Here is a 25779-nt window from a genome sequence, read left to right as displayed (position 1 = left end):
TACCGAGCGCCGTTGATCTGTCTCACCTCGGTTTCGCCCTGTGCTTACCGGGGCAGTCCCCCGGTCAGGCGGCGGTCACGGTCAGGTCGGCGACCGCGTCGCCCTCCTCGTCGTAGTACGGCTCGGCCGGAATCCGCCGCCGCCGCGTCGTCGAGAGGCTGAGGAGCAGGGCCGCGCCGGCGATCATCGGTGCCGCGAGGGCCAGATAGAGGCCCACCTCCACCATCGTCTCCGTGGTGGCCCGGCCGGCCAGGCCGTAGTTGGCGGCGATCGCTCGTCCCCCGAGCGCGATCAGCGAGACCAGCACCACCACGATCATCACGGCCAAACCGGTTCCGGCCACGATCAACGGCCGCCGGTGCCGCCGTCGTCCGAAGACCACCGTCGCGGTGATCGCGCCCAGGCCCATCATTCCCATGAGGTACGCGAAACCGGCGCCGGTGGTGAGGGCGTACTCGATGATGTCGTTGCCGCTCAACGACATGTACTCGTCGGTCCCGGTGAGCCGAGTCGTCTGCCACGGATACATCAGCGAGCCGAAGAAGACGGCGACGCTGAGCACTGCCAGGATCGGCGGCACCGCCGAGGGCACTGCGAAGCGGAGGATAGCCGGTCGGGGCGTACCGAACTCGAGGACGTCTTCGGACATGGGGCCATTCTGACGCCGAACGGCCCGCCGCGCTGTCCGCTCGGCGGGCCGTCCGCTTGCCTCGATCTACCGGCGGATCAGCCGCCGAGCAGGCCACCCAGCATGCCACCGCCACCGGCCTGCTGACCGGAGCCGTGGCCCGCGCCGAAGCCCTGCGGCGGCTCCTCGGACGGCTGCACGACGACGAAGCCCTGGCCGGTGAAGCTCATGGTGAACGCCTCGCCGGTCGACCGGCCGAGGAGCGTACCGATGCCGAGCTGGTCGGCGCGGTGGTAGCCGGTCTGCAGGCTGGCCGACCAGCAGATCGCGGCCTGCGGGTCGGCGTACGTCGGGGCGTCGACGGTCAGCACTACGGGCGTGCCCTTGGTGGTGATCGCGATGCGGCCCTTGCCGCTGAAGACGCAGTTGAACAGGCCCGCCGAGGAGAGCATGCCCATGCCCTGGACCATCTTGATGTCGTAGTTCAGGGTCGGTTCGAAGGCCAGCACGTTCGCGCCGTTGATGGACAGCGCGTCGCCCTGGTCGAGGTCGATCAGGTGGATGTCGGAGGCGCGGTCGGCGAGGAAGAGGTCGCCCCGGCCGCTGACCTTCATCAGCGGCACACCCTCACCGGTGATCGCCTTCTTGATCCACTTGCCGACGCCGCCTGAGCCGAGCGCCTGGAACTGCATCTGACCCTGGTACGCGACCATGGCACCGGTACGCGCCATGACCTCGCCGTTCAGCTCGACCTTCAGCATCTTCGAGCTCTGAAGGCGCAGACCGGGCTCGGTGGACTCCTTCTCCAGGTTCTCCGCGGAAAACAGCGCACTGCGCATGAGGGGTGCTCCTTGACAGCAACGACAGGGGTGTGAACCAGCAGCCTACGACCTCCCCGCAAGCTCCCGACTCCAGCCGAGTCAGTCCCAGCCGAGCTCGTGCAGCCGTTCGTCGGAGATGCCGAAGTGATGGGCCAGCTCGTGGACGACGGTCACGGCGACCTCCTCGACCACCTGGTCCTCGTCCTCGCACATCCGCAGGGTCGGACCGCGGAAGATGAGAATCCGGTCGGGCAGCACACCCGCATAGTCCCAGCCGCGTTCGGTCAGCGCGTACCCCTCGTACAGCCCGAGCAGATTGCCCTCGCCCGGCGGCGGTTCGTCCTGCACCAGGATCACCACGTTGTCGAGCAGGCGCAGCAGTTCCTGGGGCACCTCGTCGAGCGCCTCGCCGACCAGCTCCTCGAACCGTTCGCGGGACATCTCGACCGGCATTGTTCAGGCCCCGTCGGTACGCAGCCGGGCGAGCCAGGCGGCGGAGTCGGCGTAATCGGTGTCGGCCAGCCCGGCGGGCGGCGGCACCGGACGCTCCACGGCGCCGGGGGGCAGCGCACGCGGATAACTGCCGAGGAAGCGTACGGCGGCGCAGATCCGGCGCAGCCCTTGCAGCGCCTCGCCGACCCGGGCGTCGGCCACGTGACCGGTGCAGTCCAGGAAGAAGGCGTACCGGCCGAGCGCCTCACCGGTGGGACGCGACTCGATGCGGATGAGGTTCACTCCGCGTACGGCGAGCTCGGTGAGGACGGCGAGGAGCGCGCCGACCCGGTCGTGAGCGATGAACACGGCGAGCGAGGTGATGTCGTCACCAGTCGGTGCGGGTGGTGAACCTGGCCGGGAGAGCAGCACGAATCGGGTCACCGCGTCGGGATGGTCGGCGATCTTGTCGGCGAGCAGTGCGAGCCGGAAGCGGTCGACCGCGATCGGCGCGCAGATCGCCGCGTCCACTGCGCCGCTCGCGGCGTCCTGGGCGGCCGCTCCGTTGGAGAGCACGTCGATGACGGTGGCGTCGGGCAGGTGCGCGCGCAACCAGGCGCGACACTGTGCGCTCGCCTGCGGATGGGCGGCCACCGAAGTCACGCGGTCCAGCCGCATCCCGGGCCGGGCGGCGAGCACGAACTCGACCGGGATCACGACCTCCCGGGTGATCACCAGCGGATCGCCTATGCCGAGTTCGTCCAGGGTCACCCCGACCTGGCCGCCGACGGAGTTCTCCATCGGCACGAGGGCGGCGTCGGCCTCACCGTGCCGGACCGCATCCAATGCCTCGGGCACACTGCGCGCCGGCGTACGCGTTCCGCGCCCGGCGGCCGGGATGGTCAGCAGCGCCTGCTCGGTGAAGGTGCTCTCCGGGCCGAGATAGACGAAACGGGTCGGTGGTACGCCTGGCATACGGCAACCCTACGCATCGCAGCGAGCTGCGGCGAGCAGCCCGGCCGGGGCCTGGGTGCGTACCGTGATGGTGCAGACGTCGGAGCCGGCGGTGACGATCTGGAGCGCGGTCGCCGGGCCCTTCGTGACCACGACGAGTGAGTCCTTGCCCGGGGCCTGGACGATCGTGAACTGCCACATCCCCGAGCACAGCGGGCCGGTGGTCACCGCGATCGTCCCCGTCTTGGGCAGCAGCTTGGTCTTCGCCCGAACGGTCGCCACCACCTGGTCGCCGCTCGGGTTGCCGAGGCAGGCGACGTAGTAGTTGTCGGGGAACGTCGGCGCGGTGCTCGGTGTCGCGGTCGGCACCGGCAACCGCGGCCGGGTCGACCGGGTGTCGCCCGAGGGGCTGGGCACCGGTACGCCTTGTTCTCGCAGGTCGGGTGGCTTGCCGCAGCCCGCCGCGAGCAGGATGGCGGCAGTCGCGGCTACAGCGGCGAGGGGGCGGATCCGAGGCACCGGGGGGAGTCCTCTCGGGGGTCGGCGTGGTTTGCGGGGACGAACCGCCCCCGATCATATGTCCGGGTGAGCCGACCGGATCAAGCCTGCTTGATGCGATGCCCGGCGCCGGTCAACGCGGCCAGGGCGGCGGTGAGGCGTACCGACGGGACGAGGACGTAGTCCGTGTCGAAGGTGGAGAACGCGAAGATGTTGATCCGGGCGTGTGCCAACGGAGTCGCGATCGAGGCGAGGATGCCGGTCAGGGTCAGCGCCATCGGCCCGGCCACCTCGAAGCAGCGCCAGCCGGTCTCGACCACCGCACCCGCCGGTACGCGGTCGGCCCGGCAGATGACGGAGGTCTCCGTCGGCGTCCACGTCAACGAGACGACCCCCGAGTCCGCAGCGCCGCCACCGGCCGCCGATCGGGCGCGGGCACCGGGACGGGAGGCCGACGGGAGCAGTTCGACCGGGAACGGTGCGCCGGCCGGTAGACGGCACACGGCGTACACGTCGGCGAGCAGGGTCAGATCGACCCCCACCGGTGCGCCCGGCGTACGGGTCACGGGGGGCTGACCGTCACCCAGCGTCTCCATGCCACGCAATCTACGTCCCTCGGGGCTTCCGGCGCTGCGACGATCACCACAAGTGCGATCGATCTCGCACTGCGTAGAGACGGAGACGCTCAGATCTCGCAGAAGAACGTCAGCGAGCCCACAGCGACGTCGTCGGCGTGCAACGGCGTGGCGATCGCGTCCAGCGTCCGCGTCTCGGACTCCTCACCGCGGGCGGCGGCGGGCGCGCGATGGGTGCGTACGCGAATGAGCCCCCGGGCCAGTCGGCCGGAGGCGACCGCCAGCAGGGGCGGGATCAGTTCACGCTCGGGTTCGGGCAGCTCGGCGCCGTTGGCCGTGAAGTCGATGAGGTGCAGCGAGTCGGGCAGCCGCTCGCCCACCCAGGGGTCCGGCAGCCCGAGGAGGGCCGCGCAGGACGGTGTCGTCGCGACGATGGTCGCCGAAGCGTCGATGATGAGCGCCGGTTCGGCTGACTCCACGACGGCGGTCACCCAGCGGCTGAGTTCTTCGGGGACGGTGACCGGGGGACGCCAGTCGGGTGTGACGCTGGTCGACAGCGACAGTTCGACATGCGTCACACGTGTCTCCCTTCGCCGCGGCGGAATACCCGCACGGTACTCCGGTGTCGCGAGCTTGTCACTCGTCGTGTTTGCCGTCGGTGAACCAGCGGTACGCGTTGGCGGGCTCGTTGATCCAGGTCCACGGGTTGCGGGCCACGTCGGACAGCTTCTGCGCGGTCATCACGGAGATGCGTTCGCCGCCGCCGAGCAACGCCCGATGCAGTTCGCGATAGGTGGTGATGACGCAGTCCTTGGGCAGTCCGTAGACGGTGACGACGCCGCGGCCCATCAACGCGAGCACCGGCACGACCGGGATGGTGTGCCCGGTGGCGGCGGAAATGGCTTTGCTGGCCCGTTTGGCGTCCTTGCGCGCGGCCGGGATGTACGCCGGCCGCCGTCCCTTGATCTGCACGACATCACCCGCGACCAGTACGCGCTTCGATCCGATGTCGACGACGGTGACGGAGAAGACGCCGCCTGGTCCGAAGGCGAGGAAGCCGCCGTGGGTGTCGGCGGCCCGGCCCGGTGCCGAGGCGGTCTCGGCGCTCGTCGTGGCAACGGAGTGCGGCCACTCGACGAACTGCCACGCCGGACCCAGCTGGTTGAGATGGTTGGCGGCGCGAGTGCCGGCGGCCTCCTGCCGAATCCGGGCCTTCTCCTCACGCTGACGGCGAACCCGGTCGAGCGGGCCCTCCTTCAGCGCATCCAGGCTGGGAATCTTCGGCGTCGACAGAGGAATGGGGCGGACGGGGAATGTGGTCATCGTGGGGCCTCCGGCGTTCCGCTGGCACTCATTGAGTTGTATCCGTCACAATACGTGACCGATCCTGGCGTGCGACAGGGGTCTACACCGGAATGACATCTCATTCACGGCACGTGAATATTGCGACATCCCGATTTTTGCGGATAACGCCGGGCGACGGCTTCGCGACCTAGGCTGGCATCCGTGGATGGTGTGCGCTATGTGGACAGCGAGGTCGGCCGGCTGCACACGGTGCTCCTGCACCGGCCCGGCCCGGAACTGGCCCGGTTGACGCCCCGGAACAACGACACGCTCCTCTTCGACGGCATCCCCTGGGTCGGCCGGGCCCAGGAGGAGCACGACGCCTTCGCCGCCCGGCTGCGGGAACACGACGTCGAAGTGCTCTACCTCACGGACTTGCTCACGGACGTGCTCGGTATCGAAGCCGCCCGGGCCGAGCTCGTCGACGCCGTACTGGCCGATGTGCGGCTCGGCGATTCACTGCGGCGGCGCGTACGCGAACATCTGGGGTATCTCGACCCGTCGGGGCTCGCCCGAGTCCTCACCGCCGGACTGGCGCACGAAGAGCTGACGTCCGGCCCCGGCCTGGTCTACAAGCTGATGGACCGGCTCGACTTCGTCGTGGACCCGCTGCCGAACCTGCTCTTCACGCGGGACTCCTCGGTGTGGATCCGCGATCGCGTGGCGGTCACCTCGTTGGCGATGAACGCACGCCGCCGGGAAACGAGCATCACCCACACCATCTACGAGCACCATCCGCGATTCGCCGGGGTGGCTACCGCGTACGACCCGTGGCTGGAACCGTTGGAGGGCGGGGACGTCCTGCTCCTTGCGCCCGGCGTCGTCGCAGTCGGCGTCGGGGAGCGCACCACTCCGGCCGGAGCGGAACGGCTGGCCCGTACGCTCTTCGGCCACCCCGATCCATTGGCGCACACCGTGCTGGCGGTGCCGATCGCACAGACCCGGGCCACCATGCACCTCGACACGGTATGCACGATGGTCGACGTCGACACCGTCCTCATGTATCCGAACATCGCCGACGACCTGATGGCGTACACGTTGACCCCGGGCGTGACCGAACCAGCCGTGAGCGGCCCGGATCCGTTCCTCGACGCGGCGGCCAAAGCCATGGGGATCGACCGGTTGCGGATGCTCCACACCGGACTGGACTCGGTGACCGCGGAGCGCGAGCAATGGGACGACGGCAACAACACGCTGGCGATCGCGCCGCGGTTGTGCGTCGCCTACGAGCGCAACGTCGAGACGAATGCGCAGTTGGAACGGGCCGGCATCGAGGTCATCCGGATCCCCGGCTCGGAGCTGGGCTCCGGCCGGGGCGGTCCGAGATGCATGTCCTGCCCGATCTCCCGCGAACCCCTCAGTTGATCAGTCTCTTGCGGAGTTGATCAGGGCCACGGGGACGCGACACGCCGGTGGATCATGCCCGAAAGTTCATGATCGCGCGGAAAGGGCGGGGGTCAGCGGAGGGTGAGCTGGCGGCCGATCAGGCCCTGCTTGGCCTTGCGCGCCTCGGCGGTCAGCGGAACACCACGCGCGGCTTCGAAGCGAGTGGCGAACGCAGCGAGCGCGTCCTCCCAGTCCCCAGCCACGGCGTCGACGGGCAGATCCCACACCGGGACGAGCCGGCCGTGTGCCCGGAACATCCCGGCGAACCGGGTCTGCTCCCCCAGCGTGAGCTCGCCTGCGGCGCCCAGGGTGGCCAGCGCGTCGAGCGCCTCACTCTCGGCGTGCGGGAGAACCCAGCGGATGTGCGACTTCTCCCCCATGCGAGTCCAGTACGCCGCCTTCACCGCCGCCATCTTCACGGTCGGTGCGATCGCCCCGTTGGCCGATTCGAGCGACGACGCCACACCGGGGTCGTCGTCCTGGCCTTCGTCCAGCCAGAAGCCGAACGTCTCGTGCATGGTGATGTCGAGCGGGCCGTCGGCGAGAAGGTCGCCGAGGCGCTCGCCCTGGCCCGGCAGCGCCGGAACGGCGACCGACTGACCGGGCGTCGTCTCCAGCGCGTTCAGCAGGGCCACCGCCAGGTCGCGGTTGGGATCGCCGGACTGCACGTGCCGCTGGAGCCCGAGCAGGATGCGGCCGTCCGCCTTGACCATCGCCGGCCACGCCATCGGCAGGATGGTGGCCAGCGTGATGTCACGGTCGCCGTACTTCTCGGTCAGTTCGGCGTTCAGCTTCAGCGGCGCGGTGGCCGCCGGGACCAGCTCGCGCAGGGCGATCCACTCCGGCTCGTCGGTCAGACCGTCGAACGGAACCGCCACGAAGACGTCGCGGACCTTGGCTTTCTTGGGCGCGGCAGACTTGGCCGCGACACGGGCTCGCTTGCTCACCCGCGAAGCCTAGCCGAGCTGACCGGCTGGGGCGGGCGCGCCGCCCCAGCCGGGATCGTCAGCGTTCGAGGATGGCGACGACGCCCTGTCCACCGGCGGCGCAGATGGAGATCAACCCGCGTCCGCTGCCCCGAGTGGCGAGCAGTTTGGCCAGGGTCGCCACGATCCGGCCACCGGTCGCCGCGAACGGGTGACCGGCCGCGAGCGAACCGCCGCGTACGTTGAGTTTCGTCCGGTCGATCGAGCCGAGCGCCTTCTCCAGGCCGAGCTTCTCCCGGCAGAACTCCTCCGACTCCCAGGCGGCCAAAGTGGCCAGCACCTGCGACGCGAACGCCTCATGAATCTCATAGAAGTCGAAGTCCTGCAGGGTCAGGCCGTTGCGGGCGAGCAGCTCGGGCACGGCGTACACCGGGGCGGTGAGCAGCCCTTCCGGCTGAGGACTGCGCGGCGTGAAATCGACGGCGGCAGTGTGCGCGTCGACGAAGTACGCCTGCACCGGCAGATGGTGTTCGGCGGCCCACTCATCGGTCCCGAGTAGTACCAATGCCGCGCCGTCCGTCAACGGAGTCGAGTTTCCTGCGGTCATCGTCGGGTTCTCACCACGAGTGCCGAAGACCGGTTTGAGCGAACCCAGCTTGTCGAGGGTGCTGTCGGCGCGCAGGTTCTGATCCCGCGCCAGGCCCAGATACGGGGTGATCAGGTCGTCGAGGAACCCCTCGTCGTACGCCGCCGCCAGATTGCGGTGCGAGTCGAGGGCGAGCTCGTCCTGTGCCTCCCGAGTGATGCCCCACTTGAGTGCGGTGAGCGCCGCGTGCTCGCCCATCGACATCCCCGTACGCGGTTCGGCGTTGCGCGGGATCTCCGGCTGGAACGGCTGCAACGGCCGCAGTTTCAGCGCGGCCTGCATCCGGCCGCCGAGCGTACGGGCCTGGCTGAGTTCGAGCAGCGCCTTGCGGAAGCTCTCGTTCAGGGCCAACGGCGCGTCGCTCGTCGTGTCGACGCCGCCGCCGATGCCGGAGTCGATCTGGCCCAAGGCGACCTTGTTGGCCAGGTAGATCACGCTCTGCAGACCGGTTCCACACGCCTGCTGGAGGTCGACGGCCGGCGTACGCCCGTCGAGCGTCGAGCCGAGGACTACTTCGCGGGTGAGGTTGAAATCGCGGCTGTGCTTGAGGACCGCACCGGCGGCGACCTCACCGATCCGCTCACCGGCCAGCCCGAACCGGGCGACCAGGCCGTCCAGCGCCGCGCCGAGCAGGTCGGAGTTCGACGCCTTGGCGTAGCGGCCGTTGGACCGGGCGAACGGAATCCGGTTCCCGCCCAGGACGCCGACCCGTCGTACGTTTCTCATGCGGTATAACTTACTCGCGAGTAGGTCTTGTGGGTACAGTCAACCCTATGTCGGACCGATACGCGTCGTTCGAACGCAGCGCCGGTGGCAGTGTCCTGGTCAAGCGCCTCGGCCTGCCCAATCCGCCCCGCCTCCGCCGCTACGACGCGGACCATCCGCTATCCGGCCCGGTGCAGGTCGCGGGCGAGGGCCGGTTCGCGGCGGGTGTGAGCGGCTGGTATCCCGCTCCCACCGAGGGCGGCAAGCTGGGTGGGCTCATCCTCGACGCGACGACCTTGGCCACCGTCGAAGACCTGCGCGATCTCTACGACGCTGTGCACCCGATCGCGCGCGGCTTCACGCCCACCGGTCGCGTGGTCGTGCTGGCCGGTCTGCCCGCGGAAGCCTCGTCGGTCGAGGCCGCCGCGGTGCGCCAGGCCGTCGAGGGGTTCACCCGCAGCCTCGCCAAAGAGGCGGGTCGCGGCACAACCGTTCAACTGGTACGCACAGCGGAGTCCACGGAGCCGGAAACCCTGCGCTCCACGCTGGACTTCTTCCTGTCCGGGCGCTCCGCGTACGTGGATGGTCAGGTGGTGACCGTCGGCGCTCCGGTCGGACCGTTGTCGCAGGACACGCTGGCGGGCAAGGTCGCCCTGGTCACCGGGGCCGCCCGGGGGATCGGGGCGGACATCGCCCGGGTGCTCGCCCGCAACGGCGCCCACGTGGTCTGTCTCGACGTGCCGAGCGCAGGTGACTCCCTCGCCGCTGTCGCCAACTCGCTCGGTGGTACGGCGTACCAGTCGGATCTGGCCGTGGAGAACGCGGCCGCGCGTCTCGTCGACCACCTGAAGGACCGCCACGGCCGAGTGGACGTGGTCGTGCACAACGCGGGCATCACGCGGGACAAGACGCTGGCCAACATGAAGCCGGACCAATGGGACCAGGTCTTGGCAGTGAACCTCGCCGCACCGGTACGCGTGACCGACGCGCTGGTCGCGGCGGACCTGATTCCGTCCGGCGGCCGGATCGTCGGCGTCGCGTCGGTGGTGGGCCTGTCCGGCAACCGCGGCCAGACGAACTACGCGAGCTCCAAGGCGGGCGTCGCCGGCTGGGTCCGCGCGCTGGCCCCGGTGCTGGCCGAGCGCGGCATCACGGTGAACGCGGTCGCGCCCGGCTTCATCGAGACGGCCATGACCGCCCACCTGCCGTTGGTCGTACGCGAAGGCGGCCGCCGGATGAACTCGCTGGCCCAGGCCGGTCTCCCGATCGACGTCGCGGAGACCATCGGCTACTTCGCCGAACCCGGCTCGGCCGGCGTCACGGGCAACGTGCTGCGCGTCTGCGGCCAGCAGATGCTTGGGGCCTGAATGCTGGCGCGTGCGGCGTTGTCGCTGATCCCCCGGCCGCGACCGGCGGTGCTGCCGTCCACTGTGGTGAGCTTTACCGCCTCGTCGTCGGTCGCTGCGGTTGCTGACTACAACGCGGTATGCGGATTTCCCCTGCGCTCCTCTTTGCCCGCCACTTATCCGCACATCATGGCGTTCGGTCCGACGATGCGGCTGATGTCGGGCGGCGACTTCCCGTTTCCGGTGGTCGGACTGGTGCACGTCGCCAACTCTTTTCGGGTGCATGGTCTGCTGCCGCTCGGCGCTTCGCTCGACTTCTCGGTCGTCGCGCGGGATCTGCGGCCGCATCGGCGGGGGCGGCAGTTCGACGTCGTCACCAGCGCTTCGCTAGATGGTGTGTTGGTGTGGGAGGAGACGTCGACCTATCTGCGGCGGGGTGCTCCTTCTGAGCTTCCGGCCTCGCCGGAGGAGACTTTGGACGGGCCGCCTTCGGCGGTCCTCCGGTTTCCCGCTGACGCGGGACGGCGGTACGCCGCCGTTTCCGGCGACTACAACCCCATTCACACTTCGCTTCTGGGCGCTCGCGCCTTCGGCTTCTCGCGCCCTATCGCTCATGGCATGTACACGCTTGCGCGTGTTCTTGCCGCTACGCGGCCTTCCGCTTCCGCGGTTACGGCTCGCTTTCGCGCGCCTATCCTGCTCGGCCGGTCGGCCTCGCTTCGCTCCACCTCGGCTGCCGCCGAGGTCCGCTCCAGCGAACGGGCGAACGTATTCGTCGAGTTCTCATGATCAGCGGAGATCTTGAGGGGTTATGACACCTCAGAACTTCCGCTGATCATGCGGCTCCATCCACAGGGCTATCCCATGCGGTTCGTTCCGGCATTGGATTGTCCTGTGGACGCTTTAGCGAAGCTACTTCTCCGGCAGGAGAAGATCGCCACCGACAGCCAGCTCCGCGAAGTCGGCTTCACCAAGGAAGCCATTCGTTGGCGGATTCGGCGTGGGACTTGGCAGCGGGTACTGCCTCGGATCGTCGCCGCGTTCTCCGGCACGTTGACTCGCCGCCAGCAGTTCATCGCAGCCGGGCTCTACGCCGGTGACAGGGCACAACTTGCCGGGCTGAGCGCGTTGGAGATCCATGGCTTCCGGTACGCACCACGGGAACCGGTCGTGCATGTGCTCCTGCCAGAACAACGCCGGTTGGCACGCGTACCCCGGGTCGAGATCCACCGCACGGATCGGCTCGATCCGACATATTGGCCGTATGCGGGGTGTGTTCGAGTCTGCTCGCCCGCTCGAGCCGTCATCGACGGAATGCGTACCGGCTACGACGTCCGCACAATCCGCGCAGTGGTGGCCGAAGCCATTCAGAACGAGATCACGTCCTTGACCTCGTTGCAGATAGAACTTGAACTGGCACGTCGCAACGGAACGGCAGCCCTTCGAGCGGTGCTCGACGAGGTGGCGGACGGCGTTCGCTCGGCACCGGAGGCCGAACTCCGTACGCTCGCCAAGAACAGTCTGCTGCTGCCGACCATCCGGTGGAATCCCCAGCTGGCGGACGGTTCCGGCGGTCCGTTGCCGACGCCGGACGGCTACCTGGAAGAGGTGGGGATCGCGCTGGAGGTGGACTCGCGCGAGTTCCATCTCAGCGCGCCCGGCTGGGAAGCAACCCTGCGCCATCACAACAGATTGGCCGCAGCCGGGATCTTGGTCCTGCACTTCACGCCGAAGCAGATCCGCGAGTCGCCTCATTCGGTGCTGGCCGAGATCGAGCGCGCCTATGTGGAGCGCCTCCGAGCCGGCATCCGCCCCGGAATTCGGGTACTGACATGATCAGCGGAGTTTTTGCGGGGCCATAACCCCACAAAAACTCCGCTGATCAAGCGGATCCGCGCCGCCGCTGGCGTGGGATTAGCCCCAGGCGAGCAGGGCGGCCTCGGGGTCCGACAGGAACGCGCCGACGTCGGCGAGGAAGCGCGAACCGAGTTCCCCGTCGATGATGCGGTGGTCGAAGGAGAGGCCGAGCGTCGTCACCTGACGCAGCTTGACCTTCCCCTTGTACGCCCACGGCTGCTCGCGTACGGCACCGAAGGCGAGGATCGCCGCTTCGCCGGGGGGCAGGATGGGCGTACCGGTGTCGATGCCGAACACGCCGACGTTGGTGATGGTGAAGGTGCCCCCGGTCATCGCGGCGGGCGGCGTCTTACCTGACTTCGCCACCGCCACCAGGTCGGTCATCGCGTCCGCCAGCTCGCGCAGCGAGAGCGCCTGAGCGTCGGCGATGTTGGGCACGATCAGGCCCCGCTCGGTGGCGGCGGCGATGCCGAGGTTCACGTAGTTCTTCACCACGATCTCCTGGGCGGCCTCGTCCCACGTCGAGTTGACCATCGGGTGCCGCTGGACCGCGAGCAGGACCGCCTTCGCCACCATGAGCAGCGGCGAGATGCGTACGTCGCGCCAGTCGCGCTGGGCACGCAACCGGTCCAGGGCCTTCATCGACCGGGTCATGTCGACGGTCAGGAACTCCGTGACATGCGGTGCGGTGAAGGCCGACGCCACCATGTTGGCCGCCGTCAGCTTGCGTACGCCCTTGACGGGAATCCGCTGCTCTCGTTCGAGCGAGCCGGCTACGACGCGCGCCGGGGCGGCCGGGGTGGACCGGGCCGCCTCGATGTCGGAGCGCGTGATGGAACCCTGCGGACCGGTGCCCGCGATCGTCGTCAGGTCGACGCCGAGGTCGCGGGCCAGCTTGCGGACCGGCGGCTTGGCCAGCACCGAAGCGCCGCCGTTGACGGGCGCCGCGGGCTTTTCAACGGCAACAGGAGCCGTCGGAGCCGGCACCTTTTCCGCCGGCGCAGCCGGCGCAGAGGAAACCCGCGGACGCCGCTTCGCCTCCGTCGTGCGCGGCCCGTAGCCGACGAGCACCGCAGTGCGCCCACCCGGCGCAGGCCCGCCGATAAGCCCCGCGTCCGGATCGGCCTGGGCCGAAGCGGGAGCGGGGGCGGACGCGGACGCGGAGGAGCCGGACGGGTCGGTGTCGATCGCGATGATCGGCGAACCGACCTCCACGACCGTCCCTTCCGGATGGTGGATCTCGACGACCTTGCCGGCCCACTTCGCGGGGATCTCGACGGCCGCCTTCGCCGTCTCGACCTCCACGATCGGCTGGTTGAGCTCGATCACGTCACCGACGTTGACCAGCCACTTCAGGATCTCGCCCTCGGTCAGACCCTCACCGAGGTCGGGCAGGTTGAATTCCTTGACGCTCATCGGTTCACCACCCGAACGAGCGGTCGACGGCGTCGAGGACGCGGTCCAGGTCGGGCAGGTACTCCTCCTCCAGGCGCGAGGCCGGGTATGGGGTGTTGTACCCGGCGACCCGCAGGACGGGCGCTTCCAGGGAGTAGAAGCACTCCTCGGTCACCCGGGCGGCGATCTCCGAGCCCATCCCCAGGTTCCCCGGCGCTTCGTGCACGACGATGAGTCGCCCCGTCCGGCGTACCGAATCGAAAACCGGAGCCAGGTCCATCGGCGAGAGCGAGCGAAGGTCGATGACCTCGAGCGATCGCCCGTCTTCCTGAGCCGCGGTGGCCGCGTCGAGCGCGGTCTTGACCATCGGGCCGTACGCGACCACGGTGGCGTCGGCGCCGGACCGGACCACGCGGCTGGAGTGCAGCGGGGTGACGGCGTCGAGACCGAGCGCGGTGTCGACGGCACCCTTCTCCCAGTACCGGCGCTTGGGCTCCAGGAAGATGATCGGGTCCTCGGACGCGATCGCCTGCTGGATCATGAAGTACGCGTCCTCCGGGTTGGAGCACGCGACCACCTTGAGACCGGCGGTGTGCGAGAAGTACGCCTCAGGCGACTCGCTGTGGTGCTCGACCGCGCCGATGCCACCACCGAACGGGATGCGGATGACCATCGGCAGCTTGACGTGGCCCCGCGAGCGGTAGCGGAACTTCGCCACCTGCGACACGATCTGGTCGTACGCCGGGTAGACGAACCCGTCGAACTGGATCTCGCAGACCGGCCGGTAGCCGCGCAGGGCCAGGCCGATCGCGGTGCCGATGATGCCGGACTCGGCGAGCGGGGTGTCGATGACGCGTTCCTCGCCGAAGTCCTTCTGCAGGCCGTCGGTGATCCGGAAGACGCCGCCCAGCTTGCCGATGTCCTCACCCATCAGGATGACCTTGTCGTCACGCTCCATGGCGCGACGCAGGCCGGTGTTGAGCGCCTTGCCCAAGGTCAGAGTCTCGACTGCCATCAGTGAGCACCTCCCTCGAACGACGCGGCGTACGCCTCGAACTGCTTGCGCTCGGCGTCGACCAGCGGTGAACCCTCGACGTAGACGTTCTCGAAGATCTGGCTGGGGTCGGGATCGGGCATGTTCAGCACCCGTTCCCGCAACCGCACCGCCTCGGCCTTCGCATCGGCGTCGACGGCGTCGAAGAAGTCGTCGGAGGCGATCTGCTCGCGCGTGAGCAGGGCGCGTACGCGGGCGATCGGGTCCTTGGCCTGCCAAGCCTCCACTTCGGAGGAGACCCGGTAGCGAGTGGGGTCGTCCGAGGTGGTGTGGGCACCCATCCGATAGGTGTACGCCTCGATCAGCGTCGGGCCCTGGCCCAGTCGCGCGTTGTCCAGCGCCGCACGGGTGACCGCGTAGCAGGCCAGCACGTCGTTGCCGTCGACGCGTACGCCGGGGAAGCCGAAGCCGGCCGCGCGCTGGAACAGCGGAATCCGGGTCTGGCGCTCCAGCGGCTCGCTGATGGCGTACTGGTTGTTCTGGCAGAAGAAGACGACCGGGGCGTGGAAGACCGAGGACCAGATGAAGGCCTCGTTGACGTCGCCCTGGCTGGTCGCACCGTCGCCGAAGTACGCGATGACGGCCTCACCGTCGTCGGTGCCGACCTTGCCGTCCTTCGCGATCCCCATCGCGTAACCGGTCGCGTGCAGAGTCTGCGCGCCGATGACGATGGTGTAGAGGTTGAACTTGTTCGCCACCGGGTCCCAGCCGCCCTGGTCGACGCCGCGGAACAAGCTCAGCGGCATGATCGGGTCGATGCCCCGGCAGTAGAGCACGCCGTGTTCGCGATAAGTCGGGAAGGCCATGTCCTGGCTGCGCAGCGCGCGCCCCGAACCGACCTGAGCCGCCTCCTGCCCGAGCAGGCTCGCCCAGATGCCCAGCTCACCCTGCCGCTGCAGGGCGGTGGCCTCAGCGTCCAGCTTGCGGACGGTGACGAGGTCGCGGTAGAGCCCGCGCAGCTCCTCGTCAGAGAAGTCGACCGAGTAGTCGGGGTGGCTCACCCGCTCGCCATCGGGGGTGAGCAGCTGTACGTAGTCGGGCTCCGGGGGAGTGCCACCGCTGCCCCGGCTGCCGCCGGAACGGCGCGGGGCGGTTGCGCCCTTGGTCATCCGTATCTCCCTGTTCTTATGTGCTCGGCGGCGGGGTTGGCCTGCCGCAGAGCGGTTCGGCGTCGCGCCTCGCCCAGGTGGGGGCTGTCGCGCGACGGGAGTTCGCCGGCAGGTGCAGTCACGGAAGACCCGCGGCACCGTTGCCGCCTTACCCCCATATCCTGCCGCATCCGTGGCCGCGCTCACAGCGTGGCCGAGATCATGCGGCCGCTTATGCCCTCACTAATACCCAGTGTCGCTTTAGTCCACCCGACTTCGGCGTGGAATCCGCGGTTTCTATGGCGCTATGCGGCATTCTGTGGAAATTCCCCGGGATTTGAGGTTTGGAGGCCTTCATGGCGCAGGATGCGGAATCGACCTCCGAGAGCTTCCTGGATTCCGTTCTCGAGTCCAGCCGCCACAAGCAGCCCCGGAGCAGCGATCGGCGCTGGCCCGCCCCGACCGCCCCCAGCTCAGCCGACGAGCCCGACGCCGAGGACGAGGCCGCGGAGGCGTACCTGCCGACCGTGGTGGGCCAGCGCATCCGGGCCGCGCTCCGTGGTGGTCAAGGCCGGTTCGGCCTGCTCGTCGCCGCGATGGTCGGGCTCACTTCGCTGCCTACCTTCGTCGTGATGCGTACCGGTCTCGACGATCTCGCGCCGACCTTCCGCGAGCCCGCCGGCGTACTGCTCACCGAGCCTGCCGGGCCTGCGCCGGTCAAGGTCCGTGCGCACGGCCAGGCCCCGCTGCCGCTCCAGGTCGAGCCGGCCCGGACCCAGACCCGTCCACACAAGACCGCCGTCCTCGCTCAGCCTCAACGGGTACGCGTAGCGGAGCGGGCGAATCTCGCGAAGCCGCCGGCGGAGCGCCCGGTGGCGGTCACGCCCCCGCGTCGAGCCGCCGAGCCGGCGGCCCCCATCGTGGTGGCCCGGACACGGCCGGGGCAGCCCTTCGTCCGGCCGGTCGTCGTCGCACTGCCCGCCGACCTGCCTGCTGTCGCTGACCTGCCCGCGATCGCCGGGCTGCCGGCGGTCAAGCTGCCGCCGATGGGCCGGGCGATCGTTCGCCGCCCCGTCCTCCGCCCCGTGGCGGCCTCCCGCTCCGGTCTGGCCTCCCGCGGTCTTGCCTCCCGCGGTCTCGTCTCCCGCACTGGCGGTGTCACCGTCGAGCGCGCCGTCGTGGACCGCCCGACCCATCCGGCCGTCGACCGTCCCACGCGCCCGTTGGTCGACGGCGCTATCCACGTCACCGTCGACCTCGGCGCCCTTTCCCGTTGATCATGAACTTGTGGTCTTGATCGACCGGCGTGTCGTGTCCCGGGCGCACTGATCAACTCCGTGACAGCATGATCAACTGGTCGGCGGTTCCGCCGAGGGCGGTTCGACGGGCAGCTGGGCGTCCGGCAGCGGAGCAACAGGCGGAGCGACCGGCGGCGGGCCGGGGTACGGGTAGTACACCGGGTAGTAGACCGGCACGGGGTAGGGCCGCCCGCGAGCAACCGCCCGGGCGGGGTTGTACCAGCGGTTGGTGGGCGGCAGCACGTACATGATCGCGCTGACCGTGAGGGCGGCGACGATCAGCAGCGCGAGCACGGGCATCAACCCTGCCCAGTCGAACGCCGCCGACGACTGGAGATCCCAGAGCTTCTCCTGGAACGGCGTACCGGAGAAGTCGCCGAAGTCGTCCGGATAGTCGTCGACCATATTCGGGTCTTCCTCGAACGGCGCACTCGCGAGGAAGAAGACGAGGAACATTCCGCTGACGCAGCTTCCGATCACCAGGAGGATGCCGAGCCCGGGGATGGCGAAGGCGCCGACGGCGGCCAGGATGCGGGCGACGTTCGCCCCGCGAAACAACGGCCAGAGCGTGCTGCCGAACCACAACGCCGGCACCCCGGCGAGCACGCTCACGACGACCGCCATGATCAGATTGCTGGTGTGTTCGGCTGCCAGCTCGTCCGGCCGGGCCGAGACGAGCCGGGCGGCTTCATCGGCGAACCCGTCGTACTGGGCGCGGCTGATCCAGGCGAGCGCGATCAGCGCCAACAGCAACACCACCGCCACGGCCTGGAAGGCGGCTCCGATGGTGACGGTGGCCGGGCGGGGGCCACGGGCTGGCCCGGCCGGGACGAAGTCACCGGTGATGGCGGCGGGGGCGGTCATGACCGGAAGGTATCCGATCTAGACCGCCCCCTACCTCGGCTGTTTCAGCAGGACAACCCCGCTGTTCGAGGGAGAGCCGTCATTGTTTGAGGATCAGGCCGTCGTTCTCTCGGTCGACGCGAACGGTGTCACCGTCGTGGACCTCGCCGGCGAGAATCGCCCGGGCGAGCTTGTCGCCGATCGCCGTCTGCACCAGCCGCCGGAGCGGGCGAGCGCCGTACACGGGGTCGTAGCCGTGCCCGGAGAGCCAGCCCAGCGCCTCCGGCGTGACCTCCAGCGTCAGCCGCCGTTCGGCGAGCCGGCGGCGTAGCCGGTCGATCTGGATCTCCACGATGGCGGACAGCTCATCCTGGCTCAGCGCGTGGAAGACCACGATGTCGTCGAGCCGGTTGAGGAACTCGGGCTTGAAGTGCGCCCGCACCGTCGCCATCACCGAGTCCTGCCGCTGCTGATCGGTCAGCGTCGGGTCGGCGATGGCGTGCGAGCCCAGGTTCGAGGTCAAGATCAGAATGGTGTTGCGGAAGTCGACCGTACGCCCTTGGCCGTCGGTGAGCCGTCCGTCGTCCAGCACCTGCAGCAGCACGTCGAAGACGTCCGGGTGCGCCTTCTCCACCTCGTCCAGGAGCACCACGGAGTACGGACGCCGCCGGACCGCCTCGGTCAGCTGCCCGCCCTCGTCGTAGCCGACGTAGCCGGGCGGGGCACCGACCAGCCGGGCGACCGAGTGGCGCTCGGCGTACTCGCTCATGTCGATGCGGACCATCGCACGCTCGTCGTCGAACAGGAACTCGGCAAGCGCCTTGGCCAGCTCGGTCTTGCCGACACCGGTCGGGCCGAGGAACAGGAACGAGCCGGTGGGGCGGTCCGGATCGGCGATGCCCGCTCGCGCTCGGCGTACGGCGTCGCTGACCGCGGCGACCGCCTCGGGCTGCCCGATGACCCGGGAACCGAGGGACTCCTCCATCCGCAGCAGCTTGGCCGTCTCGCCTTCGAGCATGCGACCGGCCGGAATGCCGGTCCAGGAGGCGACGACCTCGGCGATGTCGTCCGGGCCGACCTCCTCCTTGAGCATCGCGCCGTGGTCTTGCAGTCCGGCGAGTTCGCCCTCGGCCTCGGCCAGCTTGCGCTCCAGGTCCGGGATGCGGCCGTAGCGCAGTTCGGAGGCACGCCCGAGGTCGGCGTCGCGCTCGGCCCGGTCGGCCTCACCGCGCAACGTCTCCAGCTCTTCCTTCGCCTGCGAGATCGCCTGGATCCGCGACTTCTCGGTCTGCCACCGCTCGCTCAACGCGGTGAGCTGTTCGCGCTTGTCGGCGAGTTCGGCGCGCAGCCGATCGAGGCGCTCGACCGAAGCCGGGTCGCTCTCTTTCGCCAGCGCCATCTCCTCGATCTCCAGTCGGCGTACCGCTCGCTCCATGACATCGACCTCGACGGGCCGGGAGTCGATCTCCATGCGCAACCGCGACGCGGCCTCGTCCACGAGGTCGATCGCCTTGTCGGGCAGGAACCGGTCGGCGATGTAGCGGTCGCTGAGCGAAGCGGCGGCGACCAGCGCGGCGTCGGTGATCCGTACGCCGTGGTGCACCTCGTAGCGCTCCTTGAGGCCCCGCAGGATGCCGATGGTGTCCTCGATGGACGGCTCGCCGACGAGGACGGGCTGGAAGCGCCGTTCGAGGGCTGGGTCGGCCTCGATGTGCTCGCGGTACTCGTCGAGCGTCGTCGCGCCAACCATCCGCAGCTCACCCCGGGCGAGCATGGGCTTGAGCATGTTGCCGGCGTCCATCGAGCCTTCGCCCTTGCCCGCCCCGACCACGGTGTGCAGTTCGTCGATGAAGGTGATGATCTGGCCGTCGCTGCCGGTGATCTCGTCGAGGACGCTCTTCAGTCGCTCCTCGAACTGGCCCCGGTACTGCGCGCCGGCGACCATCGCCCCGAGGTCGAGGCTGACCAGTCGCTTGTCGCGGAGCGACTCGGGGACGTCACCGGCGACGATGCGCTGGGCGAGGCCCTCGACGATGGCGGTCTTGCCGACGCCCGGCTCGCCGATGAGCACCGGATTGTTCTTCGTACGCCGAGAAAGCACCTGAATGACCCGCCTGATTTCGGCATCGCGCCCGATGACCGGGTCGACCTTGCCCTCGCGAGCGCGGGCGGTCAGATCCATGCCGTACTTCTCGAGCGCCTGGTATTGCTGCTCGGGGTCGGGACTGGTGACCCGGCGTTCGCCGCCGCGGATCGTCGGGAACGCGGCGACCAGCTGCTTCTCCGTCGCGCCGTGCTGCTTGAGCAGGTCGCCGACGGCTCCGCCGACCTGAGCCAGCCCGGCCAGCAGATGCTCGGTCGAGACGTATTCGTCGCCGAGTGGCCGGGCGATCTGTTCGGCCGCGTTGAGGGAGTTCAGGAACTCCCGCGACAGCGTCGGCTCGGCGACGCTGGAGCCGCGAGCCGTGGGCATCTGCTCGACCGCGCGGGCGGCTGCTCGGCGTACGTCGGCGGGGTTCGCGCCCACCGCGCGCAGGAGCCCCGCGGCGGTCGAACCGCCCGTGTCGAGCAGAGCGAGCAGCAGGTGCCACGCTTCGACGACGGCGTGGCCGCGCTGTCCGGCGATGGCCACCGCACCAGCGATGACCTCCCGGGATTTGGTGGTGAGGCGTTGAGTGTCCATCGTGGGTTGAGTCTAGTCGACTCAACTTCCGGACGCCAGCCGGCCCGTCGCGGCCACGTCACGGATCCGTCGCGGGATTGACATATAACGGCTTGGCATCGGAAATGCCGAGTCATCGAGCGAACACGCTACGGTGTCGCCGCAGCATCGCGGCTGAGCCAGGAAGCCCTTCCTCGGGAGCACAAGGTGAGCGTCCAACAGGCGGTGTTCCGCGGTTTCGTGAATCCGGTCGATCCACGTCCGGCGGAGTTGCGCGCGTGGGCGTACTCGCCCGACTCGGTCCCGCTCCAGACGCTGCCGCCCGACTGGGACCTGCTGGTCTCCAACGACCGGCTCATCGACCCGCTGTTCGACCTCGCGATGGACCCGAGCTGCCCAGCCCGCCGATTCGCCCTGCACTGCGTCTACATCTACGCCGCCGACGGCATCCGCACGAGCTTCCGGGCGCACCCGCGCAAGAAGCTGCGCAAGCTCGTCGAAGTCGCCGAGGAAGAAGGCGACGAGCTGATGGTGACCTGGGCCCACAACACGCGGATGCTCATGGCCCGCCAGGAGCTGTTCGAGTACCACGACTGGTGCGAGGGCGGTCTAGTCCGCTCCGGCCGGAGGTTGTGAGACACCCGTCATTTGCCCCCTGGCGGCGTTGCTCGCCACCTTGTTGGCCCCGGCCAACGGCGGTGTCGTGCGCCTTGCCAGGAGCCAAATGACGGGTGCCACCAGCGTTAGATCAAGAATAAAAGCCCACAGGGCTCAAGAGCGGGGCTTCCATACGACGAGAGCTGTTGTCTGGCGGGGAGAAGGCAGCAGGTCGCGGCGGGGGAAGGGTGCCATCGCCTCTAGCTCGGCCACTCGCTGCATCGCCGCCTGTGCGACTTCCTGCAGCTCGGCGACCTGCTCCTGGAGCTGCGTCACCAGGTTCTCGAGGTCGATGATCCGCTTGATGCCGGCCAGGTTGACGCCCTGGTCCTGGCTGAGCCGCTGCACCTCGCGGAGCAGCTGCACGTCGCGGAGGCTGTAACGACGGCCGCCGCCGGTGGCCCGGCCCGGCTGCACGAGACCGAGGCGGTCGTACTGCCGCAGCGTCTGCGGATGCATCCCGGCCATCTGCGCGGCCACGGAGATGATGAGGACCTTGGCGTCGAGGTGGATCTCGGTCTCCCGCCAGCCACTGTTATCCATAGTGGACCTCTCCCTCGCTCGGCTCCCGCAGGTGCACGTCCAGGTGCTGGCGGGACGGACGCGGCGCGAAATGCGCGTAGTTCTCCAACGCCGCCCGGGCGTCGGCGGTGAGGTCCTTCGGGACCTCGATCTCGACCGTCACCAGCAGGTCACCGGTCCGGCCGTCCTTGCGGGCCACCCCCTTGCCCCGTACGCGCAGCGTGCGACCGCTGGGCGTACCGGCCGGAACCCGGAGGGTCACCGGACCGTCGAGGGTGGGCACCCGGAGGTCGACGCCGAACGCCGCCTCCCAGTAACCGATCGGCACCGTCAGGGTCAGGTCGTCACCGGACCGGCCGAAGATCGCATCCGGGCGTACGCGCGCCAGCACGTACAGGTCGCCGGCCGAGCCGCCGCGTTCGCCGGGTTCTCCGCGTCCGGCCAACCGGATGCGCTGGCCGTCGGCCACCCCGGCCGGGATGCGGACGTTGAGCGTACGCGTCTTGGTGACGCCGCCGGTGCCGTGGCACTCGGCGCACTTCTCGTCGACGACCGTGCCGACGCCCTGGCATTCCCGGCAGGGCTCGGAGAAGCTGAACGCGCCCTGTGCTCGGGGCACGAAACCGCTGCCCTGGCAGATCGGGCAGGTCCGGGGCAGGGTGCCCGGCCGGGCACCGTTGCCGTGGCACACGTCGCAGACGCCCGGCGAGCGTACGGTGACGGGCTTGGTCGTGCCCTTGACCGCCTCACGGAACTCCAGGATCACGTCGGTCTCGACGTCCCGTCCGCGGGCGGGCCCTCGGCGGGTCGCGCCGGGCGCGTTGCCGCCGGAGAAGATCGTGCTGAACAGGTCGGAGAAGCCCGCGCCGCCGAAGCGGTTGTCTCCGCCGAACATGTCTTCGAAGCCGCCGGGAGCGGTGTAGCCGCCCGTCCGGGCACCCCGGCGGAACGCGCCCGCCTCGAAGAGCGACCGCATCTCGTCGTACTCACGGCGCTGCTTGTCGTCGGACAGCACGGCGTACGCCTCGGAAACGCTCTTGAAGCGCTCCTCGGCCTCCGGGTTGCCGGGGTTGTGGTCCGGGTGGAGCTCGCGGGCCAGCCTTCGGTACGCGCGCTTGATCTCGTCGGCGGTGGCGTTCTTCGCCACTCCGAGCACGGCGTAGAAGTCCTTCTCCAGCCAGTCCTTCGAGGTCACCGGTGCCCGTCCTCCCTTCTCACCCCGACTGATGTGCGCGGGTCCCGCCGTCGCCGGACGGGACCCGCGTGATCCCCGTGTTCGGTTCTTACTCCGGTGCGGCGACCGCGACCATCGCCGGTCGCAGCAGCCGGTCGCCCAGCAGATAGCCGCGGCGCATGACGTCGATGCAGGTCTCCTCGGTCACGTCCGGCGACGGCAGGTGCGCGACCGCTTCGTGCAGCTTCGGGTCGAACGCGTCGCCCTTGGCCCCGAACGCGGTCAGGCCGAACTTGCCGACGACCGTGAGCAGCTGCTCGGCGACCGAGCCGAACGGCCCGGTGAGGTCGCCGTGGTCACGCGCGCGGTCGAGGTCGTCGAGCACGGGGAGCAGGGCCGCGAGCACCCCGGCCACGGCCATCTCCGCCGCGGCGGCCTGGTCCCGCTTCACCCGGTCGCGGTAGTTCTTGTACTCCGCGGCCACCCGCTTGATGTCGACCTGGGCCTCGTCGAGCTGCTTGCGCAGCATCTCGAGTTCCGCGCCGAGCGCTCCCGAACCGTCCTCATCCTCGGTCGCCGTCTTCCCGGCCGCCGAAGTCTCCGGAGCAGCCTCGGGGGCCGGCTCCGTCACGGCCTCCGGGGAGTTCTCCCCAGCTTCCGCGGACTCGGCCGAGGGTTCGTCGGCCTCCTCAGAAGACTCGCCGGCGTCAGGCGCGTCCGACGCTTCCGAGGAAGCATCGGGCGCGCCGTCCGTGGCGGCGGCTTCCGAAGTCGCCGAGGCGTCGGACTCCGCCGTGGCGGCGACGTCGGCGGACTCGGCCGGGGTCTCCGTCGGCTCGGTGGCCTCGACCACCGAGTCTTCAGGCGTAGGCATGGTCGCTCCGTCCTTCTGCGACGCGGGCTTGCCCTTCCCGGCCGCGTCTCCCATCGGAGTGATCTTCCGCTTGTCCCGGATCACGATGCGTTCGGCGGTCCCGGCGGACTGCTCCGCCGGGGTGCCGCCGTTGCGCTCGGTCACTTCTTCCCGTCTTCGTCGATGATCTCGGCGTCGACGACGTCCTCCGGACCGCCCTTGGCCGCACCCGGGCCTCCGGCGGACTCGCCGTCGGCCGGTGCGCCCTGGGCGTTCTGGCCGTAGAGCAGCGAACCGGCTTCGGAGGAGACGCGCGCGAGGTTCTCGTGCGCCGTCTTGATCTTCTCGATGTCGGTGCCGCCCAGCGCCGACCGCACCTCACCGAGCGCGTCGTTGAGCTTGTCCTTCGCGTCGGCGGGGAGCTTGTCACCGCTCTCGGCGAGGAACTTCTCGGTCTGCCACTGGAGCTGCTCGGCGACGTTGCGGGTCTCGGCCTCGTCACGCCGGCGCTTGTCCTCGTCGGCGTGCTCCTGCGCGTCGCGCATCATGCGGTCGATGTCGTCCTTCGGCAGCGCCGAGCCGCCGGTGATCGTCATCGACTGCTCCTTGCCCGTGCCCAGGTCCTTGGCGTTGACGTGGACGATGCCGTTGGCGTCGATGTCGAAGGTGACCTCGATCTGCGGTACGCCACGCGGCGCGGGCGGAAGACCGGTCAGCTCGAAGGTGCCCAGCTTCTTGTTGTACGCCGCGATCTCGCGCTCGCCCTGGAAGACCTGGATGAGCACCGAGGGCTGGTTGTCGTCGGCGGTCGTGAAGATCTCCGAGCGCTTGGTCGGGATCGTCGTGTTCCGCTCGATGAGCTTGGTGAAGATGCCGCCCTTGGTCTCGATGCCCAGGCTCAGCGGGGTGACGTCGAGGAGCAGGACGTCCTTGACCTCGCCCTTGAGCACACCGGCCTGCAGGGCCGCGCCGACCGCGACGACCTCGTCCGGGTTCACGCCCTTGTTCGCCTCGCGGCCGCCGGTGAGCTGCTTGACCAGCTCGGAGACGGCGGGCATCCGGGTCGAGCCGCCGACCAGGATCACGTGGTCGATGTCGGCGACCTTGACGCCACCGTCCCGGATCGCCTGCTCGAACGGGGTCTTGCAGCGGTCCAGGAGGTCCTGGGTGATCCGCTGGAACTCGGCCCGGGTGAGCGAGGTGTCCAGGTGCAGCGGGCCGTCCGGGCCGGCCGTGATGTAGGGCAGGTTGATGCTGGTGGTCTGGGCGGCCGAGAGCTCGATCTTGGCCTTCTCCGCGGCTTCCTTGAGACGCTGCATGGCCATCTTGTCGGCGCTCAGGTCGATGCCGTACTGCCCGCGGAAGGTCTTGATCAGGTGGTCGATGACCCGGTCGTCCCAGTCGTCGCCGCCGAGGTGGTTGTCACCGGCGGTCGACTTGACCTCGATGACGCCCTCGCCCAGCTCCAGCAGCGAGACGTCGAAGGTGCCGCCGCCCAGGTCGAAGACCAGGACGGTCTGCTCCTTGGTGCCCTTGTCCAACCCGTACGCCAGAGCGGCCGCGGTGGGCTCGTTGACGATCCGCAGGACGTTGAAGCCCGCGATCTCGCCGGCCTCCTTGGTGGCGGTCCGCTGGGCGTCGTTGAAGTACGCCGGGACCGTGATGACCGCGTCGGTGATGTTCTCACCGAGGTACGCCTCGGCGTCGCGCTTGAGCTTCATGAGCACCCGGGCGGAGATCTCCTGCGGGGTGTACTTCTTGCCGTCGATGTCGATGGTCCAGTTGGTGCCCATCTCACGCTTGACCGACCGGATCGTCCGATCGGGGTTCGTGACGGCCTGACGCTTGGCGACCTCGCCGACGAGCACTTCGCCGTTCTTGGCGAACGCCACGATCGAGGGGGTCGTGCGGGAGCCCTCGGCGTTCGCGATGACGGTGGGCTCGCCACCCTCCAGGACGCTGACCACCGAGTTGGTCGTCCCCAGGTCGATGCCGACCGCACGTGCCATGTCGTAATCCTCCAAGTATCGAGCAGGTACTTGAGCCTAAGTTGAGTGAACCGGACTCAATACTGACACACGTGCGCTCATCGTCAAGCCGAGGGTTGAGTCTTTC

25 protein-coding genes are annotated in these 25779 nt (G+C 69.2%); 6 read left to right on the top strand and 19 right to left on the bottom strand.

Annotated features, from left to right (window positions below; genetic code table 11):
- Positions 1-64 precede the first annotated feature (64 nt).
- From HOV77_RS00900 to HOV77_RS00865, 8 genes are all read right to left on the bottom strand, one after another.
- On the bottom strand, positions 65-649 hold the full coding sequence (locus HOV77_RS00900; protein ID WP_290856036.1) for a hypothetical protein: 585 nt from the start codon (positions 647-649) through the stop codon (positions 65-67).
- Between the two features lie 77 nt (positions 650-726).
- Complete coding sequence (locus HOV77_RS00895; RefSeq protein WP_290856033.1) at positions 727-1467, bottom strand: AIM24 family protein; 741 nt, start codon at positions 1465-1467, stop codon at positions 727-729.
- 81 nt (positions 1468-1548) lie between these two features.
- Complete coding sequence (locus tag HOV77_RS00890; RefSeq protein WP_290856031.1) at positions 1549-1902, bottom strand: metallopeptidase family protein; 354 nt, start codon at positions 1900-1902, stop codon at positions 1549-1551.
- Positions 1903-1905: 3 nt separating this feature from the next.
- Positions 1906-2856, bottom strand: a complete 951-nt coding sequence (gene pheA, locus HOV77_RS00885; protein WP_290856029.1) for a prephenate dehydratase — start codon at positions 2854-2856, stop codon at positions 1906-1908.
- 9 nt (positions 2857-2865) lie between these two features.
- The gene (locus HOV77_RS00880; protein ID WP_290856027.1) at positions 2866-3354 is read right to left on the bottom strand and encodes a hypothetical protein; all 489 of its coding nucleotides are present in this window, start codon (positions 3352-3354) and stop codon (positions 2866-2868) included.
- 80 nt (positions 3355-3434) lie between these two features.
- Positions 3435-3929 (bottom strand): ACT domain-containing protein, encoded by a 495-nt coding sequence (locus tag HOV77_RS00875; RefSeq protein ID WP_290856025.1) that lies wholly within the window; start codon positions 3927-3929, stop codon positions 3435-3437.
- Positions 3930-4018: 89 nt separating this feature from the next.
- On the bottom strand, positions 4019-4486 hold the full coding sequence (locus HOV77_RS00870; RefSeq protein ID WP_290856022.1) for a hypothetical protein: 468 nt from the start codon (positions 4484-4486) through the stop codon (positions 4019-4021).
- Between the two features lie 58 nt (positions 4487-4544).
- Positions 4545-5231 (bottom strand): hypothetical protein, encoded by a 687-nt coding sequence (locus tag HOV77_RS00865; protein ID WP_290856021.1) that lies wholly within the window; start codon positions 5229-5231, stop codon positions 4545-4547.
- Between the two features lie 183 nt (positions 5232-5414).
- Here HOV77_RS00865 and HOV77_RS00860 point away from each other — a divergent pair, with 183 nt between their 5' ends.
- Complete coding sequence (locus HOV77_RS00860) at positions 5415-6617, top strand: arginine deiminase (protein ID WP_290856019.1); 1203 nt, start codon at positions 5415-5417, stop codon at positions 6615-6617.
- Between the two features lie 92 nt (positions 6618-6709).
- On the opposite strand, the gene HOV77_RS00855 is transcribed toward HOV77_RS00860, so the two are convergent.
- Both HOV77_RS00855 and HOV77_RS00850 read right to left on the bottom strand, forming a co-directional pair.
- Positions 6710-7585, bottom strand: a complete 876-nt coding sequence (locus tag HOV77_RS00855) for a DUF5926 family protein (RefSeq protein WP_290856016.1) — start codon at positions 7583-7585, stop codon at positions 6710-6712.
- A gap of 58 nt (positions 7586-7643) precedes the next feature.
- A complete protein-coding gene (locus tag HOV77_RS00850; protein WP_290856014.1) occupies positions 7644-8936 on the bottom strand; it encodes an acetyl-CoA C-acetyltransferase in 1293 nt (430 codons plus the stop codon).
- A gap of 47 nt (positions 8937-8983) precedes the next feature.
- On the opposite strand from HOV77_RS00850, the gene HOV77_RS00845 reads away from it, so the two are divergent.
- From HOV77_RS00845 to HOV77_RS00835, 3 genes are all read left to right on the top strand, one after another.
- The gene (locus tag HOV77_RS00845) at positions 8984-10282 is read left to right on the top strand and encodes a 3-oxoacyl-ACP reductase (RefSeq protein WP_290856012.1); all 1299 of its coding nucleotides are present in this window, start codon (positions 8984-8986) and stop codon (positions 10280-10282) included.
- On the top strand, positions 10283-11050 hold the full coding sequence (locus HOV77_RS00840; RefSeq protein WP_290856010.1) for a MaoC/PaaZ C-terminal domain-containing protein: 768 nt from the start codon (positions 10283-10285) through the stop codon (positions 11048-11050).
- A gap of 105 nt (positions 11051-11155) precedes the next feature.
- Positions 11156-12097: a hypothetical protein gene (locus HOV77_RS00835; RefSeq protein ID WP_290856008.1), complete on the top strand. Its 942-nt coding sequence runs from the start codon at positions 11156-11158 to the stop codon at positions 12095-12097.
- A gap of 78 nt (positions 12098-12175) precedes the next feature.
- Here HOV77_RS00835 and HOV77_RS00830 read toward each other — a convergent pair whose 3' ends face one another.
- The 3 genes from HOV77_RS00830 to pdhA are packed head-to-tail and all read right to left on the bottom strand — an operon-like array spanning position 12176 to position 15676.
- Positions 12176-13534: a dihydrolipoamide acetyltransferase family protein gene (locus HOV77_RS00830; RefSeq protein WP_290856005.1), complete on the bottom strand. Its 1359-nt coding sequence runs from the start codon at positions 13532-13534 to the stop codon at positions 12176-12178.
- Between the two features lie 4 nt (positions 13535-13538).
- The gene (locus HOV77_RS00825) at positions 13539-14528 is read right to left on the bottom strand and encodes an alpha-ketoacid dehydrogenase subunit beta (protein ID WP_290856004.1); all 990 of its coding nucleotides are present in this window, start codon (positions 14526-14528) and stop codon (positions 13539-13541) included.
- On the bottom strand, positions 14528-15676 hold the full coding sequence (pdhA, locus tag HOV77_RS00820) for a pyruvate dehydrogenase (acetyl-transferring) E1 component subunit alpha (protein ID WP_290856002.1): 1149 nt from the start codon (positions 15674-15676) through the stop codon (positions 14528-14530). The genes HOV77_RS00825 and pdhA overlap by 1 nt, the downstream gene beginning before the upstream one ends.
- 335 nt (positions 15677-16011) lie before the next feature.
- Here pdhA and HOV77_RS00815 point away from each other — a divergent pair, with 335 nt between their 5' ends.
- Positions 16012-16932: a hypothetical protein gene (locus HOV77_RS00815; protein ID WP_290856000.1), complete on the top strand. Its 921-nt coding sequence runs from the start codon at positions 16012-16014 to the stop codon at positions 16930-16932.
- Between the two features lie 72 nt (positions 16933-17004).
- On the opposite strand, the gene HOV77_RS00810 is transcribed toward HOV77_RS00815, so the two are convergent.
- Positions 17005-17817 carry a hypothetical protein gene (locus tag HOV77_RS00810; RefSeq protein ID WP_290855998.1) on the bottom strand — a complete coding sequence of 271 codons (813 nt, stop codon included), beginning with the start codon at positions 17815-17817 and terminating at the stop codon, positions 17005-17007.
- Between the two features lie 79 nt (positions 17818-17896).
- A complete protein-coding gene (gene clpB / locus HOV77_RS00805; protein WP_290855996.1) occupies positions 17897-20479 on the bottom strand; it encodes an ATP-dependent chaperone ClpB in 2583 nt (860 codons plus the stop codon).
- A 186-nt stretch (positions 20480-20665) separates the two neighbouring features.
- Here clpB and HOV77_RS00800 point away from each other — a divergent pair, with 186 nt between their 5' ends.
- Positions 20666-21094, top strand: coding sequence for a hypothetical protein (locus HOV77_RS00800; protein ID WP_290855993.1), 429 nt, complete (start codon positions 20666-20668; stop codon positions 21092-21094).
- Between the two features lie 135 nt (positions 21095-21229).
- Here HOV77_RS00800 and HOV77_RS00795 read toward each other — a convergent pair whose 3' ends face one another.
- The 4 genes from HOV77_RS00795 to dnaK all read right to left on the bottom strand — a co-directional run bounded on the left by HOV77_RS00795 (position 21230) and on the right by dnaK (position 25673).
- A complete protein-coding gene (locus HOV77_RS00795) occupies positions 21230-21658 on the bottom strand; it encodes a helix-turn-helix transcriptional regulator (protein WP_290855991.1) in 429 nt (142 codons plus the stop codon).
- Positions 21651-22832 (bottom strand): molecular chaperone DnaJ, encoded by a 1182-nt coding sequence (dnaJ, locus tag HOV77_RS00790; RefSeq protein ID WP_290855989.1) that lies wholly within the window; start codon positions 22830-22832, stop codon positions 21651-21653. The genes HOV77_RS00795 and dnaJ overlap by 8 nt, the downstream gene beginning before the upstream one ends.
- Before the next feature lie 88 nt (positions 22833-22920).
- Positions 22921-23829, bottom strand: coding sequence for a nucleotide exchange factor GrpE (gene grpE, locus HOV77_RS00785; protein ID WP_290855982.1), 909 nt, complete (start codon positions 23827-23829; stop codon positions 22921-22923).
- Positions 23826-25673, bottom strand: coding sequence for a molecular chaperone DnaK (gene dnaK, locus HOV77_RS00780; RefSeq protein WP_290855978.1), 1848 nt, complete (start codon positions 25671-25673; stop codon positions 23826-23828). The genes grpE and dnaK overlap by 4 nt, the downstream gene beginning before the upstream one ends.
- Positions 25674-25779: the final 106 nt, after the last annotated feature.

The sequence above is a fragment of the Hamadaea sp. genome (genome assembly GCF_013362815.1).
Lineage (GTDB): Bacteria > Actinomycetota > Actinomycetes > Mycobacteriales > Micromonosporaceae > Hamadaea.
Note: the sequence above shows the minus strand (reverse complement) of the source record. Positions and strands in the feature narration are given on the sequence as shown.

What these genes read in the sequence shown, in the direction of transcription:
- HOV77_RS00795 (WP_290855991.1), bottom strand. Translation starts at nt 21,658, where the DNA reads ATGGATAACAGTGGCTGGCGGGAGACCGAGATCCACCTCGACGCCAAG.
- HOV77_RS00875 (WP_290856025.1), bottom strand. Translation starts at nt 3,929, where the DNA reads ATGGAGACGCTGGGTGACGGTCAGCCCCCCGTGACCCGTACGCCGGGC.
- pheA (WP_290856029.1), bottom strand. Translation starts at nt 2,856, where the DNA reads ATGCCAGGCGTACCACCGACCCGTTTCGTCTATCTCGGCCCGGAGAGC.
- dnaK (WP_290855978.1), bottom strand. Translation starts at nt 25,673, where the DNA reads ATGGCACGTGCGGTCGGCATCGACCTGGGGACGACCAACTCGGTGGTC.
- HOV77_RS00865 (WP_290856021.1), bottom strand. Translation starts at nt 5,231, where the DNA reads ATGACCACATTCCCCGTCCGCCCCATTCCTCTGTCGACGCCGAAGATT.
- HOV77_RS00890 (WP_290856031.1), bottom strand. Translation starts at nt 1,902, where the DNA reads ATGCCGGTCGAGATGTCCCGCGAACGGTTCGAGGAGCTGGTCGGCGAG.
- HOV77_RS00895 (WP_290856033.1), bottom strand. Translation starts at nt 1,467, where the DNA reads ATGCGCAGTGCGCTGTTTTCCGCGGAGAACCTGGAGAAGGAGTCCACC.
- HOV77_RS00830 (WP_290856005.1), bottom strand. Translation starts at nt 13,534, where the DNA reads ATGAGCGTCAAGGAATTCAACCTGCCCGACCTCGGTGAGGGTCTGACC.
- HOV77_RS00810 (WP_290855998.1), bottom strand. Translation starts at nt 17,817, where the DNA reads ATGACCGCCCCCGCCGCCATCACCGGTGACTTCGTCCCGGCCGGGCCA.
- HOV77_RS00840 (WP_290856010.1), top strand. Translation starts at nt 10,283, where the DNA reads ATGCTGGCGCGTGCGGCGTTGTCGCTGATCCCCCGGCCGCGACCGGCG.
- HOV77_RS00845 (WP_290856012.1), top strand. Translation starts at nt 8,984, where the DNA reads ATGTCGGACCGATACGCGTCGTTCGAACGCAGCGCCGGTGGCAGTGTC.
- HOV77_RS00900 (WP_290856036.1), bottom strand. Translation starts at nt 649, where the DNA reads ATGTCCGAAGACGTCCTCGAGTTCGGTACGCCCCGACCGGCTATCCTC.
- HOV77_RS00815 (WP_290856000.1), top strand. Translation starts at nt 16,012, where the DNA reads ATGGCGCAGGATGCGGAATCGACCTCCGAGAGCTTCCTGGATTCCGTT.
- clpB (WP_290855996.1), bottom strand. Translation starts at nt 20,479, where the DNA reads ATGGACACTCAACGCCTCACCACCAAATCCCGGGAGGTCATCGCTGGT.
- pdhA (WP_290856002.1), bottom strand. Translation starts at nt 15,676, where the DNA reads ATGACCAAGGGCGCAACCGCCCCGCGCCGTTCCGGCGGCAGCCGGGGC.
- HOV77_RS00850 (WP_290856014.1), bottom strand. Translation starts at nt 8,936, where the DNA reads ATGAGAAACGTACGACGGGTCGGCGTCCTGGGCGGGAACCGGATTCCG.
- HOV77_RS00825 (WP_290856004.1), bottom strand. Translation starts at nt 14,528, where the DNA reads ATGGCAGTCGAGACTCTGACCTTGGGCAAGGCGCTCAACACCGGCCTG.